This window comes from Faecalibacterium sp. 7 (assembly GCF_049562865.1).
Classification (GTDB): Bacteria; Bacillota; Clostridia; order Oscillospirales; family Ruminococcaceae; genus Faecalibacterium; species Faecalibacterium wellingii.
In genome coordinates this window covers 1,636,459-1,649,915 of sequence record NZ_CP186911.1, presented here as the reverse complement: position 1 = coordinate 1,649,915, position 13,457 = coordinate 1,636,459, and the positions used below count along the sequence as shown (strand labels likewise).

General features: G+C 58.3%; 13 protein-coding genes and 1 pseudogene. 3 read left to right on the top strand and 11 right to left on the bottom strand.

Annotated elements, in window-relative coordinates:
• Positions 1-151: 151 nt before the first annotated feature.
• The gene (locus ACKXF7_RS08075) at positions 152-1,459 is read right to left on the bottom strand and encodes a putative ABC transporter permease (protein ID WP_423741020.1); all 1,308 of its coding nucleotides are present in this window, start codon (positions 1,457-1,459) and stop codon (positions 152-154) included.
• Positions 1,460-1,694: 235 nt separating this feature from the next.
• Positions 1,695-2,843 (bottom strand): lactaldehyde reductase, encoded by a 1,149-nt coding sequence (fucO, locus tag ACKXF7_RS08070; RefSeq protein ID WP_423741019.1) that lies wholly within the window; start codon positions 2,841-2,843, stop codon positions 1,695-1,697.
• A gap of 260 nt (positions 2,844-3,103) precedes the next feature.
• Between fucO and ACKXF7_RS08065 the strand changes: the two genes are divergently transcribed.
• The 3 genes from ACKXF7_RS08065 to ACKXF7_RS08055 are packed head-to-tail and all read left to right on the top strand — an operon-like array spanning position 3,104 to position 4,969.
• Positions 3,104-3,481, top strand: coding sequence for a GntR family transcriptional regulator (locus ACKXF7_RS08065; RefSeq protein WP_423741018.1), 378 nt, complete (start codon positions 3,104-3,106; stop codon positions 3,479-3,481).
• Positions 3,474-4,175 (top strand): ABC transporter ATP-binding protein, encoded by a 702-nt coding sequence (locus ACKXF7_RS08060; RefSeq protein ID WP_423741017.1) that lies wholly within the window; start codon positions 3,474-3,476, stop codon positions 4,173-4,175. The genes ACKXF7_RS08065 and ACKXF7_RS08060 overlap by 8 nt, the downstream gene beginning before the upstream one ends.
• Positions 4,169-4,969, top strand: a complete 801-nt coding sequence (locus ACKXF7_RS08055) for a hypothetical protein (RefSeq protein WP_423741016.1) — start codon at positions 4,169-4,171, stop codon at positions 4,967-4,969. Before ACKXF7_RS08060 ends, ACKXF7_RS08055 begins: the two co-directional genes overlap by 7 nt.
• A gap of 161 nt (positions 4,970-5,130) precedes the next feature.
• On the opposite strand, the gene ACKXF7_RS08050 is transcribed toward ACKXF7_RS08055, so the two are convergent.
• The 9 genes and pseudogenes from ACKXF7_RS08050 to ACKXF7_RS08010 all read right to left on the bottom strand — a co-directional run bounded on the left by ACKXF7_RS08050 (position 5,131) and on the right by ACKXF7_RS08010 (position 13,230).
• Positions 5,131-5,979, bottom strand: coding sequence for a sugar phosphate isomerase/epimerase family protein (locus tag ACKXF7_RS08050; RefSeq protein WP_423741015.1), 849 nt, complete (start codon positions 5,977-5,979; stop codon positions 5,131-5,133).
• 171 nt (positions 5,980-6,150) lie between these two features.
• Positions 6,151-6,558: an ATP synthase F1 subunit epsilon gene (gene atpC, locus ACKXF7_RS08045; RefSeq protein ID WP_154259085.1), complete on the bottom strand. Its 408-nt coding sequence runs from the start codon at positions 6,556-6,558 to the stop codon at positions 6,151-6,153.
• Positions 6,558-7,969, bottom strand: a pseudogene (gene atpD / locus ACKXF7_RS08040) (F0F1 ATP synthase subunit beta). The gene atpC and the pseudogene atpD overlap by 1 nt, the downstream one beginning before the upstream one ends.
• A 225-nt stretch (positions 7,970-8,194) precedes the next feature.
• Positions 8,195-9,073, bottom strand: coding sequence for an ATP synthase F1 subunit gamma (atpG, locus tag ACKXF7_RS08035; RefSeq protein ID WP_339396150.1), 879 nt, complete (start codon positions 9,071-9,073; stop codon positions 8,195-8,197).
• A complete protein-coding gene (gene atpA, locus ACKXF7_RS08030; protein ID WP_249237162.1) occupies positions 9,060-10,814 on the bottom strand; it encodes a F0F1 ATP synthase subunit alpha in 1,755 nt (584 codons plus the stop codon). The genes atpG and atpA overlap by 14 nt, the downstream gene beginning before the upstream one ends.
• The gene (locus ACKXF7_RS08025; protein ID WP_005944489.1) at positions 10,804-11,295 is read right to left on the bottom strand and encodes an ATP synthase F0 subunit B; all 492 of its coding nucleotides are present in this window, start codon (positions 11,293-11,295) and stop codon (positions 10,804-10,806) included. Before ACKXF7_RS08025 ends, atpA begins: the two co-directional genes overlap by 11 nt.
• Positions 11,296-11,310: 15 nt before the next feature.
• Complete coding sequence (atpE, locus tag ACKXF7_RS08020) at positions 11,311-11,538, bottom strand: ATP synthase F0 subunit C (protein WP_005944490.1); 228 nt, start codon at positions 11,536-11,538, stop codon at positions 11,311-11,313.
• A gap of 39 nt (positions 11,539-11,577) precedes the next feature.
• Positions 11,578-12,261 (bottom strand): F0F1 ATP synthase subunit A, encoded by a 684-nt coding sequence (locus ACKXF7_RS08015; protein WP_291014986.1) that lies wholly within the window; start codon positions 12,259-12,261, stop codon positions 11,578-11,580.
• A gap of 504 nt (positions 12,262-12,765) precedes the next feature.
• Positions 12,766-13,230, bottom strand: a complete 465-nt coding sequence (locus tag ACKXF7_RS08010; protein ID WP_423741014.1) for a DUF2798 domain-containing protein — start codon at positions 13,228-13,230, stop codon at positions 12,766-12,768.
• Between the last annotated feature and the right edge of the window lie 227 nt (positions 13,231-13,457).

The following is a 13,457-nucleotide window of genomic DNA, read 5'->3' as shown; positions in this document are numbered from 1 at the left end:
GTCTCAAGCATCCGGCACCGCAGCGGGCATTTCTGCGGGGATGCCGCTGCGGCACAGCGCATCGTTTTGCGAACGTGCGCCCTCTACTCCCTTTTATCCGGAAAGTATTATACCGATTTTTGCACCAAAGTGCAAGAGGAACGTTGAAATTTCATCCAGCCTTGGCCACTTTCTTCGCGTTGGGATAGATGCGCTCCATACGGGCGTCATCAAAATGGTCGTCCAGCAGCGTATCGATGCTGTTTTTGGGGCCTTCACCGCTGGTGCGGGCATCGTACCGGGCCAGCGCCAGCGCACTGGTGAGCACGTTCACCGCCATGAACACTGCCAGCAGGGCGGTCATCCATGGGCGGACGCGGCTGCGCACCTTCTCCATGCCTCTGAGCACCAGCGGATAGCCGTAGCGCATCCATATCACCGCCGCAATGCCCCAGAAAAAGCAGTACAGCAGGTTGATGCGCCCGCCCAGATTGAACTTGAACTTGCTGTAGTCCCAGAACACGGTGCCGAACAGCAGCTCGGTGACGGCGCTGCACACGTATTCGTACACACCGCCCATGACGGTGCCGAAGGCGAACAGGTAGCGGTCGCTCCGGTCCTTTTCCTGACGCAGCAGCACCGTTGCCAGCACCAGCGCCAGACCCCACACCACGCTGAACGGCCCCCAGACCAGACTGGAGCGGCTCATCCAGACCCCGGCGGTCACGCGGCAGAACACCGTCTCCACCATGTCGCCCAGAAACGCGCCGATCACGAACAGCCACAGCAGGTCGGACACGCTGAGGAAGTTCTTTTCCCCCTTCCGGAGCGCAGTCTGCTCCTGCCGGGCCGCAGCCGGGTAAGCATGCTGGATGCGTTTTTCAATGTAAAGCGCGATCCTGCGGCGCAGCGTATCCGACCGCTTCCCCAGTCTCTGGTTGAGCTGCTCCAGCACCGGGTGCCGGGCCGCATACTGCTGCACCAGCACTGCCGAACCGATCTGGTCCAGCACCGCCACCGTCAGCGAGATCCATACTGCCGGGCGCAGCAGCCAAACCGGGATATGCGCGCACAGCCGCAGCAGCACATCATTGCCCCACAGCACACTTGCCGTGCCCAGCGCACCCCACAGCAGCGAATACTGCAGGCACACATAGCCGTTCAGATTGAATTTTTTGCCGGAATAGTCCCACCACTTGCGGCGGTGCAGGCGTTCCAGCAGCTTGGCGGTGATCCATTCCATCACCGTTGCCGCCATCATACAGGCAAAGAACAGGTAGACCGGCTCGGTGCGCAGGTCGCCGAAACTCACGGCCAGCAGCACGCCGGTGGTACCGTAGATAAAGCAGAACGGGCCTGCCGCCGCACCGCGGTTGGCAAACCTTCCGCCCCGGATGGTCGCGGCTACTGTCTCCGCCACCCAGCCCAAAAAGGAATATACAAGATAAATAACACTCAGAGTATAGAAGTTCAGCGTCATAAGGTTCCTTTCGCTTCCAGTTTTTTCTTACTGCATTGATTGTACCCGTTTTGGGCGCTGTGTACAAGAGCCGTGCAGAAATTTTGTCACTCTGCGACGCGGCAGGCTCTCCGGGCATCTCTGAAAAGACGAAGATCCAGTCTGTTGCTTTGTTTTCGGATACATCTTAGAAAAAGGCCCTGCCATCCCGAAGGACAGCAGGACCAAAATCACAGCTTGAATTTACAGAGCGGAATCACAGCTGGCTCTTATACAGCTCCACGATCTCCTCCACGCTGGTGTCGCGGGGGTTGCCGGGACGGCAGGCGTCTGCAAATGCGGACTCGGCGAGGAACTGGATATCCTCTTCCTTCAGGATGTCGTGCAGATTTGCGGGGATGCCCACGTCTGCGCTCAGCTGCTTGACGGCGGCGATGGTGGCGTCAGCGGCTTCCACATCGTTCATCTCGTCGATGCCCACAACGCCCATGGCCTTGCCGACTGCACGGTAGCGCTCACCGGCGACGCTCTTGTTGTACTCCAGACCCACCGGCAGCAAGATGGCGCAGGCCACACCGTGCGGGGTGTCATACAGAGCGGACAGGCCGTGTGCCATGGAGTGGACGATGCCCAGACCCACATTGGAGAAGCCCATGCCGGCGATGTACTGGCCCAGAGCCATGCCCTCGCGGCCTTCCGGAGTGTTCTGCACTGCGCCGCGCAGGCTCTGGCTGATGAGCTTGATGGCTTCCAGATGGAACATATCGGAGATGACGCAGTGGCCCTTGGTGATGTAGCCCTCGATGGCGTGGGTCAGAGCGTCCATGCCGGTGGCGGCGGTCAGGCCCTTGGGCATGGAGGACATCATATCGGGGTCAACCACAGCGATCTCGGGGATATCGTTGGTATCCACGCAGACGAACTTGCGCTTCTTCTCCACATCGGTGATGACGTAGTTGATGGTGACCTCAGCAGCCGTACCGGCGGTGGTGGGAACAGCGATGGTGAACACCGCGTGCTTCTTGGTGGGAGCAACACCTTCCAGAGAGCGGACATCCGCAAACTCGGGGTTATTGATGATGATGCCGATGGCCTTTGCGGTATCCATGGAGGAGCCGCCGCCGATGGTCACGATGCAGTCAGCCTCAGCAGCCTTGAAAGCGGCCACGCCGTCCTGCACGTTGGCGATGGTGGGGTTGGGCTTGATCTCGCTGTAAACAGCGTAGGCAAAGTTTGCAGCATCCAGCAGGTCGGTAACCTTCTTGGTGACGCCGAACTTGATCAGGTCGGGGTCGGAGCAGACGAATGCCTTCTTGTAGCCGCGGGCGGTCAGTTCGGGAACGATGTTCTCAATGGCACCGTGGCCATGGTAGGAGATGGTATTCAGAACGATGCGGTCAGCCATAGTTATTTTTCCTCCAAATCTCTTTTCCGCCGCTTTCCGGGCGGAGCTCTCTGTTTTTCAGCATAGCACATTGTCAAAAGCTTTGCAATGTGAAATTGTTTGAATTTATTGTAAATTTTTATCAATGTGCAGTGTTTTATGGGCACTTTTTCCGATTTCCCACAGTTTTATAATGTTTTTTCTTTTTCCCCTTGACAAGCAGCGCAAATCGTGTATTATTGTATCAAGCGCTTAATACAGCAAGACAAGGAGATGATACCATGGGCGAACAGTTTGATGCCAGCCGCCCGATCTATGCACAGCTTGTGGAACGGCTAAAGGCCCGGATCCTGGCCGGCACCTACCCGCCGGGCGGGCATCTGGATTCGGTACGGGATCTGGCCGCAGCCGCCGGGGTGAACCCAAACACGATGCAGCGGGCCCTTGCCCAGCTGGAAACGGAGGGTCTGGTGCACACCGAACGCACCTCAGGCCGCTATGTTACGGAGGACACTGCATTGATCGAACAGCTTCGTGCCGACACCGCCCGGACGCTGGCGTCGGATTTTCTGGAAAAGATGCGCGGCATCGGCTATAGTCCCGCACAGACAGCCGCGCTTTTGGAACACTGGGACGCAAAGGAGGACCGCAATGAGTGAACTTTTGAGCTGTGAAGCACTGACCAAGTGCTACCAGAAGGATAAGCCCGCACTGGAAAATGTAGACCTGCACATCGGCTTTGGCCGCATCGTGGGGCTGCTTGGCCCCAACGGCAGCGGCAAGACCACCCTCATCAAGCTGGCGAACGGTCTGCTGCAGCCCAGTGCAGGCAGCATCCGGATCGCCGGCATGACCCCCGGGCCGGACACCAAAGCCATCGTGTCCTATCTGCCGGACGCCGACTGGCTGCCGGACTGGATGCGTGTGGAGCAGCTGGTGGAAATGTTCCGCGAATTCTATGCCGATTTTGACCCCGCCAAGGCGAACGAAATGCTGGCCCGGCTGGAACTGGAACCGAAGGCGCGGCTCAAGACCCTCTCCAAGGGCAGCAAGGAAAAGGTGCAGCTGATCCTGGCCATGAGCCGCGCCGCAAAGCTCTACCTGCTGGATGAGCCCATTGGCGGCGTGGACCCTGCCGCCCGGGACTACATCCTGAGCACCATCCTGAACAACTACAGCCGGGATGCGACCGTCATTCTATCCACCCACCTCATCGGCGATATCGAGCCCATTCTGGACGAAGCCGTCTTTTTGAAGGATGGCCGGGTGTTCGCCCACCGCAATGCCGAAGAGCTGCGCGAGACCGAGGGCATGAGCGTGGATGCATATTTCCGGGAGGTATTCAAATGCTGAAACAGCTGTTAAAATATGAATTCAAGGCCACCGGCCGCACCTACGGCGGGCTGTATCTGGCCCTTGTTGCGCTGGCAGTGCTGAGCGGCTTTTCCCTGCGCAGCTCTTCCAAGGACGACTTTGCATCTCTGCTGCTGTTCGCCTACATGATCGTAGCCGTTGCGGTGGCAGTGGTGTCCGTGATGACCATTGTGACCCGCTTCACCCGCAATCTGCTGGGCCGCGAAGGCTACCTGATGCACACCCTGCCGGTGACGGAAAGCCAGCTCATCCTTTCCAAGCTGATCTCCAGCGTGGTGTGGATGCTTTGCAGCAGCATCGTGGGTATTTTCTCCTTTGCGGTGATGCTGCTGGCTCTGTCTCTGAACAGTGCGGCCCTGCAGCAGCTGCCGGAGCTGTGGCAGAAAGTGGTGGAGATCTTCCGCATGACCGGCAGCTCCGGGTGGCTCTGGCTGATTTTTGAAACGCTGAACGGGCTGGTGGCACTGGTGTCCAGCATCCTGTGCATCTATGCCGCTTGCATGATCGGCCACCAGTTCAAAAAGCACATGGTCCCGGCCGGTATTCTGGCATTTTTCCTGCTGTCCTTCCTGCAGAACTGGCTGAGCTCCGGTGTCAGCAGTGCCGACATGCTGCAGGCTGTTTCCTATTCCACCCTTGGTGGTGTGGATGTTTCCATCGCTGCGCCCAGTGCTTTCACCACCCTGTTCGGGCTGGCGGTCAGCATTGCCTTTGCCGCAGGGTACTTTCTGCTGACCCGCTGGCTGATGGAGCATAAGCTGGATCTGGAATGATTTTAATGTCCTCCGCTTTCGCTCTGGACATTTTCAGCGGAACTATTTCTTAATTGCAATTTGTAAAAGGCCGAAACATAAACTTCATCTGATACAAAAAACATCTGCAGGCTGCCCCATTCCGGGCAAAGCTTGCAGATGTTTTTCTTGTTATAAAGTGTTCAGCACTCGTCGTACTGCTTTTTCAGGTAGTTCAGGCATTCCACCGCGTTTTCCGGGGTGGTATTCTCCAGCGTTGCAAAGATATAGGGCTTTTCCTGCTTTGCAAACCGCAGGATGGTGCGGTAGTCCTCCATACCGCCCTGCCCTGCACCCGTAGCAGCCAGCTGGCCGCCCGCATCTTTGCGCAGGAAATCCTTGAAGTGGATCATGGCAATGTCCTTGCCCAGAAGCTCGATGGCCTCGGCAAACACTTCCTCGCGGCGGTCCACATTTTCCATGTTCAGCAGGTTGACGGGGTCGAACAGGATCTGCAGGTTCGGGCTGCCGATCTCGTCCAGCACGGTGCGGGCGCGTCTGGCATCGTACACGATGTGCTTGACCACCGGCTCAATGGCAATGGTCACGCCATACTGCTCGGCACAGCGCACCACCGGCTTGAAGTTCCGGATAAAAGTAGCAAGGGCTTCGTCGCTGCGGCACTCCGGACAGAATTTGTACTCCGCGTTGGGCGCACCGGTCTCGGTGCCCACCATGCCGCAGCCCAGCAGGCTTGCAAAACGGATATGGGCATAGTATTTTTCCTGAATGGCGTGCAGGGCATCCGCATCCGGGTGGGCAAGATTGAGATAGTTGCCCAGCACGGCAATGTCGATGCCGTTTTTCTCAAACAGATGCCGCAGATACAGCGCATAGCCGGGGGTCAGGGCGCTGGGGGTGCAGGGCAGCTCCCTGAAGGATTTGCTCAGGGCCACATGGGCGCAGGTAAAGCCTTTCCGGCGCACCAGCGGCAGCACCTGTTCAACGGGCAGCTTTTCCGCGTCATGCAGACGCAGGCCGAATTGGATCATGGAAAACCTCCTCCTTTCCCGCACAACACGCGGGGTTGCATTGACCTTATTATACACGAAAGCTGCGTTCCATGGAACAGCCTGAAACAAAAAAGAGCACCACTTTGCACCCTCAACGGATACAAATGATGCTCTTTTTTCAGATCTGGTCCCAACAGATGCGGCTCTTTCTCAGCGTCGGTACTTTGCAGCGGCCTGCAGGCGCTGCATCGCACGGTCGAGCGCAATCTTGCTCTGATAATATTCATGCATGCTCTGCTGATGCTGCAAACGCTCCTCGGCACGGATGCGGGCAGCCTCGGCACGGTTCTTGTCGATATCCTCCGGACGCTCGGCGCTGTCCACCAGCACCATCACGTAGGCAGGCGTCACCTCGGCAATGCCGTCGCCTACCAGGATGTCCTGGCTTTCACCGTTCACCTCAAAGTGCAGGATGCCCATGTGGATGGCCACCAGCACCGGGCTGTGTCCGGCCTGTATGCCGTACACGCCATCGCTGATGGGCAGCACAAGGTCTTCGCAATCGCCCTGATAGTACTCACCGCTGGACGCAGTGATGTTCAGCATGAACTTGTTCATCAGACGGCACCGCCCTTTTCCTCAGCCAGCTTTTCCGCTGCCTTCTGGCGGGCATCTTCCAGCGTACCAACGTTGAAGAAAGCCCACTCCGGCAGATCGTCGGCCTCGCCGTCCACAATGGCGGCAAAGCCGCGCACGGTATCCTGCAGCGGCACATACTTGCCCTTCAGGCCGGTAAAGTTCTCGGCCACAGCGAAGGGCTGGGAGAGGAACTTCTGCAGCTTGCGGGCACGGGCAACGGTGAGCTTGTCGTTCTCGTCCAGCTCATCCATGCCCAGAATGGCAATGATGTCCTGCAGCTCCTGATAGCGCTGCAGAATGGACTGCACCTTGCGGGCCACGCGGTAGTGCTCCTCGCCCACGATATCTGCTTCCAGAATGCGGGAGGTGGATGCCAGCGGGTCCACGGCCGGGTAAATGCCCTGCTCCACGATCTTACGGGACAGCACGGTGGTGGCGTCCAGATGCGCAAAGGTGGTGGCGGGGGCCGGGTCGGTCAGGTCGTCGGCGGGGACGTAGACGGCCTGCACAGAGGTGATGGAGCCTTCCTTGGTGGAGGTGATGCGCTCCTGCAGAGCGCCCAGCTCGTTGGCCAGAGTGGGCTGGTAGCCCACAGCAGAAGGCATACGGCCCATCAGAGCGGACACCTCGGAGCCTGCCTGCACGAAACGGAAGATGTTATCAATGAACAGCAGCACGTCCTTGTGAGTCTCCTCACGGAAGTACTCTGCCATGGTCAGGCCGGTCTCAGCAACACGCATACGTGCTCCTGGGGGCTCATTCATCTGACCAAAGACCAGTGCGGTCTTGCTCAGAACACCGGATTCGTTCATCTCGCCCCAAAGGTCGCAGCCCTCGCGGGAGCGCTCGCCGACGCCGGTGAAGATGGAGTAGCCGCCGTGCTCGGTGGCCACGTTGTGGATCAGTTCCTGGATCAGCACGGTCTTGCCGACGCCTGCGCCGCCGAACAGACCGATCTTGCCGCCCTTTGCATAGGGGGCCAGCAGGTCGATGACCTTGATGCCGGTCTCCAGGACTCGGTCGCGGGCTTCTGCTCTGCAAAGCCGGGGGCCTTGCGGTGGATGGGCCAATGCGGCACATCATCCACAGAGCCCTTGCCGTCGATGGGTCTGCCCAGCGGGTCGAACATGCGGCCCAGCGTGGCTTCACCCACCGGTGCGGTCAGGCCGTGGCCGGTGGCCTGCACGGTCATGCCCTTGCCCAGACCCTCGCTGGCGGAAAGCATGATGCAGCGCACAGTGGTCTCGTTGACATGCTGTGTCACTTCCATCGTGCGCTCGGTGCCCTCGGCGGTCACGGTAAGCGCTTCCTGCAGGGCAGGCAGCTTGCCTGCGGTGAACTGCACGTCCACCACAGGGCCGGCTACGCGAATAATAGTTCCCTGTATCATTTGGATTGCCTCTTATAATCTGTATATTGCAAACACGTTAGCATCCTTGCCCTCTCCGTCAGCGCCTGCGCGCTGCCACATTCCCCACTCTGTCGCTATTGCGACATCTCTCCCCGGCCGGGGAGAGTCTTTCCTCAAAGTGGGAGACCTTGGCAGTCCACGCAAGAACTCCGGGTCTGCCAAAGGCTTTTCCTTTGCGCAAAGCCGTCCGGAAGGGCAGGTATCTTATTCCCGGTCCTGCACGGCAGCCGCACCGCCGATGATCTCGGTGATCTCCTGTGTAATGGAGCCCTGACGGGTGCGGTTGTATTCCAGCTGCAGCTCCCGGATCATATCGTTGGCGTTCTTGGTGGCGGAATCCATGGCAGTCATGCGGGCGCTCTGCTCTGCGCAGAAGCTCTCGGTCATGGCACCAAAGATCATGCCGTGCATATAAATGGGCGCGATTTGTTCAAACACCGTCCATGCAGACGGGAACATCTCCACATCGCCCTTCGGATCGCCCAGACCCTTGGGGGCAGGCTGCAGATGGGCGCGGTCCAGCGGAAGCAGACGCACCATGGTGGGCTCGCTGGTCAGTGCATTCTCGATGCGGGTATAGATGAGATAGATCTCATCCAGCTTGCCGGTCTTGAAATCATCGATGGCGTCCATCGTGATATCGCGGGCACGCTGCAGCGTAGGCTCCGTGGCACCGTAGTGGAAATCCTCCACCAGCCGCGGGTCCTTGTGGTACAGGGCGCGGTAGCCGGTCTGGCCGATCACATAGAACCGGTCATTTTCATCCGCATTTTCCTTGAGGAACTTGATGATGTTCTGGTTGTAAGCGCCTGCCATGCCCTTATCTGCCGTCAGCACGATGTAAGCGCGCTTGGGGTTTGCGATGTTGCGTTCGTGGAAGAACGGATGCACCGGCTCTTCCGGCAGGTGGGGCACCACGCGGGAAATGGTATCGCGCATACGGTTGAAGTAGGGCGATACATTCTGGTAGTTCTTACGTGCCTTGCGCAGCTTGGACGAGGAGATCAGGTACATGGCGTTCGTGATCTTCATGGTGTCCTGAATGCTCTCGATGCGCTCCTTCAGCAGCTTACTGGACGGCATGGCTGTCGCCTCCCGCATAAGCTTTCCAGGCGTTCAGGATGGCATCGACCATTTCAGGTTCCAGCTTGCCGGTGGCGGTGATCTTATCCATCGTACCAGACACATCCGCGCGGAACTGACGCACAAATGCGGAAGTTTTGGTGCGCAGCTCGGCGGTGGGCAGTTCGTCCAGCACACCGTGGGAAGCCAGCACCAGCGTGACCACCTGCTCGGCGTCGGACTTGGGCTGATACAGCGGCTGCTTGAGCATTTCCATCAGAGCCTTGCCGTGATCCAGCTGGCGGCGGGTCTCCGCGTCCAGATCCGAGCTGAACTGTGCAAAGGACTCCATATCCTTGTACTGTGCCAGCTCGATACGCAGGTTGGCGTTGGCCTTCTTCATGGCCTTGGTCTGGGCAGCGCCGCCCACACGGGACACCGACAGACCCACATTGACGGCCGGGCGGTTGCCTGCATTGAACAGAGCGCTCTCGAGGAAGATCTGACCATCGGTGATGGAAATGACATTGGTGGGGATGTAGGCCGAAACGTCGCCTGCCTGCGTCTCAACGATGGGCAGTGCGGTGATGGAACCGCCGCCCAGATCGTCGCGCATCCGGCAGGAGCGCTCCAGCAGACGGGAGTGCAGATAGAACACGTCGCCGGGGTAAGCCTCACGGCCCGGAGAGCGGCGCAGCAGCAGAGAAATGGCACGGTAGGCCACTGCATGCTTGGACAGATCGTCGTAAACGATCAGCACGCTCTTGCCCTGACTCATGAAGTACTCGGCCAGTGCGGTACCGGCATAGGGTGCGATGTACTGCAGGGGAGCGGAATCCGAAGCAGTAGCCGCCACGATGGTGGTGTAGCTCATGGCACCGTGCTTCTGCAGATCGCCTGCCACGCGGGCAATGGAAGAAGCCTTCTGGCCGATGGCCACATAAATGCACAGCACACCGGTGTTCTTCTGGTTCAGGATGGCGTCCGTGGCGATGGAGGTCTTGCCGGTCTGGCGGTCGCCGATGATCAGCTCACGCTGGCCGCGGCCGATGGGGAACATGGAATCGATGGCGAGGATGCCGGTGTGGAGCGGGGTATCCACGCTCTGACGTTCCAGAATGCCAGGGGCCTGCTTTTCGATGGGGTTGTAGCCCACAGCTTCAATGGGGCCCTTGCCATCGATGGGCTCGCCCAGCGGGCTGATGACACGGCCCAGGAAGGCATCGCCCACCGGGATACCGGCACGCTTGCCGCTGCGGGTCACCATGGTGCCCACGCCGACGGTCTCAGCGCCGTCGAACAGCATGATGCCCAGCTGTTCGGGGTCCACGCTCTCCACCATGCCCTTGGCACCGTTGTCGAAGGTGACGATCTCGCCGTACACGGCGCGGTTCATGCCTTCGACGTGCACGATGCCGTCGGCAGAGGAGATGACCACACCGCCCTCGGCAGAGGTCTCGGCGGGCTTGTAGTCCTCAATGCGGGTCTTGAGGGTAGCCAGCGAGGGCTTGCCCTCCATCATCTTGTCCAGCTGATGACGGCCGGAGTTATCGAACACGCGGTCGCCCACCTGCAGGACATAGCCGGACAGCAGGCTCTCGTCCACCGTCACGTTCAGGATGACCTCGGTGGCGTCATACAGCTTGCGGACCTCGGCGCGGACCCGGTTCAGCTCCTCTTCCCGGGGCTTGCGGGCGCTGCGCAGTTCGGCCTTGACGATGCGGTTGTCCGCAAAAAATTCACGACTGAATTCAGTTGCCATTGCCTGCACCTGCTTTCTCCAGCAGATCGTCCAGCAGACGTGCATCGTCCTGGGCGGTCAGATTGCGGGCCAGCAGCTTCTCGCACATCGCACGGGCCAGTGCCGTGGTCTGGGCATCGGCTTCCCGCAGCTTGCTCTGGCGTTCGGCCTCGGCGCTCGCCTTGCCGGCGGCCACGATGGCGTCTGCCTGCTTGCGGGCATCTGCCAGCAGCTGCTGCTTTTCGACCTCAGCCTGCTTTTCGTAGGCTTCGCGGCGGGCAGCGGCCTCATTGTCCACATTGCGCAGTTTTTCCTGCGCGGCGTTCATGGTCTCTGCGGCTTCCTTCTTGGAGGTCTCCGCATCGGCCAGGTTTGCGTCCACCATCTGCTGGCGCTTTGCGATCACGTCCTGAACAGGCTTGAACAGGAACTTGCGCAGCACCGCATACATGACGAGGACGTTCACGACGGTCCACAGCAGGTTAATATCCAACTTCAGCATTCGTCTGCGCCTCCGTTACTGACCCAGGAACAGGATGATCAGCAGTGCAACGACGAAGCCGAAAATTGCAGTACCTTCTGCCAGAGCAGCGCCCAGCAGCAGGTTGGTCTGGATCTTGCCGGATGCCTCGGGCTGACGGGAGATTGCCTCCGTTGCCTTACCCGTTGCGATGCCGATGCCGATACCGCCGCCAATGCCGGTCAGCGCTGCAATGCCAGCGCCCAGAGCAATCAAACCATTCATAGTAATAATCTCCTTTTAAATTCAGTAAATATCAATGGATCAGTCTTCTCCGCCCATGGTCTCTTTCATGAACAGCGAAGTCAGGAACACGAACACATAGGTCTGGATCAGACCGTCGAACAGGTCAAAATACAGGCTGAACACCGCCGGGACGAACACGGGCACCACGAGCTTGATCAGCTCCATGATGACGAATGCACCCAGCACGTTGCCGAACAGTCGCATGCAGAGGCTGGTCGGGCGGATGGCGACCTCGAGGATGTTCATAGGGGTCATGACCGGAGTGGGGGCAGCCAGACTCTTGAGGAAGCCCACGCCGCCGCGTGCCCGGATGCCGGCACCCTCGATCAGGACGATGCTCATCAGCGCCAGCGCTGCGGTCACATCCAGATCCTTTGTGGGGGGCTTGACGCCGAACACGCCGATCAGGTTGCTGAAGGCGATGTAGATGGCCACGGTCATCAGGTAAGGCACATAACGCCTGCCCTTTTCGCCCAGCAGACCTTCAAAGAAATTGGTGCCTGCGAGGTAGGCCATTTCCAGCACGGCCTGACGCTTGCTGATATGGTCCACCTTCAGGTTTCTGGTAAGCAGGATCGAGCCGATGGTGACGATGGCCAGGATCACCCAGCTGATGACCACGGATTCCGGAATCTGCAGCGGGCCGACCTTGACGTATTCGACGGTCAGCTCTTCCATCAATGCTTTGGTCAGATTATTCAATTGTTTTTCCTCCTTCCTGAAGAATAGGGTTCCGGGGGTAAGACCGCCGCACCGCCCCGGCGGCGCAGCGTCCTTCTTATCGCTCGAAGAAAAGGCGCAGCTTTGTGAAAAAAGTAAGGAAGGCGTTCGGCTTTGTCCGGTCACACCCTCCCTCCTGCACGGATCACTTCGTCTTTTTTCGTTGTGTATGATAGTACGATTGACGAAAATTGGCAAGTGGCTTTGTGCACATTCTACATTTTAGGTGGTTCTACTGCATTGATATATAAAAAAAGTTGTGCATCTTGTCCAACAAAACGCTCTTCGCATGTACTTTTTCCACAAATTTCTTAGCCAATTCTTAGGTTTCAATGGCTTTTTCAGGGCATTCCGGGAAATATTTCCATCAAAAATGCCCCATTGTACATGCTTTATATGCCCGATATATAAAATTCGTATAGGTGTCTAGTCCGTTATTACACCCGCTCCTATACATATTTATTATGGTTCCATCCCCGGGAGCTGTCAGTCCGTCTGCTTTTTGCCCCGGCGGAACACCAGCCGGAAGATGGCACGGGTAAGCGGGCCGCAGTACAGCAGCTGCCAGCACAGGGCCATGGGCATATTGCAGCCCCAGGTATGCACCCAGGTGCCAAAGCTGGGTTCTTTAAACAGCACCGTTGCGATCAGGCTCATCACCGGGCACATGATGCACACGATCATCAGCGAGATGGCATAGGTGATGAACTGCGGACGATCTGTGGGCCGCATGAACATAAACGCCAATCGGGTGGCCAGTTTCTCCACCACGAAAAATTCCAGCACGCAGGCAATGGGAACCATGATCGGCATCTCGTGCAGAGCCATGACAAAGGTGGCATTGGTGACACCACCTGTGTTCAGCGCCACATTGTAAACGATCATGCCATAGACCATAATGGCAGCCATGACAATGGTAAAGAAGATACGTTCCGGTAAAGTTTTAGGCATTTTGATTGTGTCTCCATTTCTTTTGTGTGTAAATTTTTGCCGCAAAAAAGCCGCCCCGCGAAACTTTCATCTCGCGGGGCGGCGGCGACTACCATTCATTGGCGCTATTTTAGCACAAACAAATCCATCACATAATACCCTGCCGACACTTTCTCCCGTTTTGCGCAAAATCCTCCACAAACGGCCCGGAACTTCTGGGCAGCTTTGCTGTGACTTCCCTGGCAGCC

Excerpts from the sequence above, each read along its gene's own strand:
- ACKXF7_RS08055 (WP_423741016.1), top strand. The coding sequence starts at position 4,169 with ATGCTGAAACAGCTGTTAAAATATGAATTCAAGGCCACCGGCCGCACC.
- ACKXF7_RS08010 (WP_423741014.1), bottom strand. The coding sequence starts at position 13,230 with ATGCCTAAAACTTTACCGGAACGTATCTTCTTTACCATTGTCATGGCT.
- atpA (WP_249237162.1), bottom strand. The coding sequence starts at position 10,814 with ATGGCAACTGAATTCAGTCGTGAATTTTTTGCGGACAACCGCATCGTC.
- fucO (WP_423741019.1), bottom strand. The coding sequence starts at position 2,843 with ATGGCTGACCGCATCGTTCTGAATACCATCTCCTACCATGGCCACGGT.
- ACKXF7_RS08060 (WP_423741017.1), top strand. The coding sequence starts at position 3,474 with ATGAGTGAACTTTTGAGCTGTGAAGCACTGACCAAGTGCTACCAGAAG.
- ACKXF7_RS08050 (WP_423741015.1), bottom strand. The coding sequence starts at position 5,979 with ATGATCCAATTCGGCCTGCGTCTGCATGACGCGGAAAAGCTGCCCGTT.
- ACKXF7_RS08065 (WP_423741018.1), top strand. The coding sequence starts at position 3,104 with ATGGGCGAACAGTTTGATGCCAGCCGCCCGATCTATGCACAGCTTGTG.
- atpG (WP_339396150.1), bottom strand. The coding sequence starts at position 9,073 with ATGCCGTCCAGTAAGCTGCTGAAGGAGCGCATCGAGAGCATTCAGGAC.
- atpE (WP_005944490.1), bottom strand. The coding sequence starts at position 11,538 with ATGAATGGTTTGATTGCTCTGGGCGCTGGCATTGCAGCGCTGACCGGC.
- atpC (WP_154259085.1), bottom strand. The coding sequence starts at position 6,558 with ATGAACAAGTTCATGCTGAACATCACTGCGTCCAGCGGTGAGTACTAT.
- ACKXF7_RS08075 (WP_423741020.1), bottom strand. The coding sequence starts at position 1,459 with ATGACGCTGAACTTCTATACTCTGAGTGTTATTTATCTTGTATATTCC.
- ACKXF7_RS08025 (WP_005944489.1), bottom strand. The coding sequence starts at position 11,295 with ATGCTGAAGTTGGATATTAACCTGCTGTGGACCGTCGTGAACGTCCTC.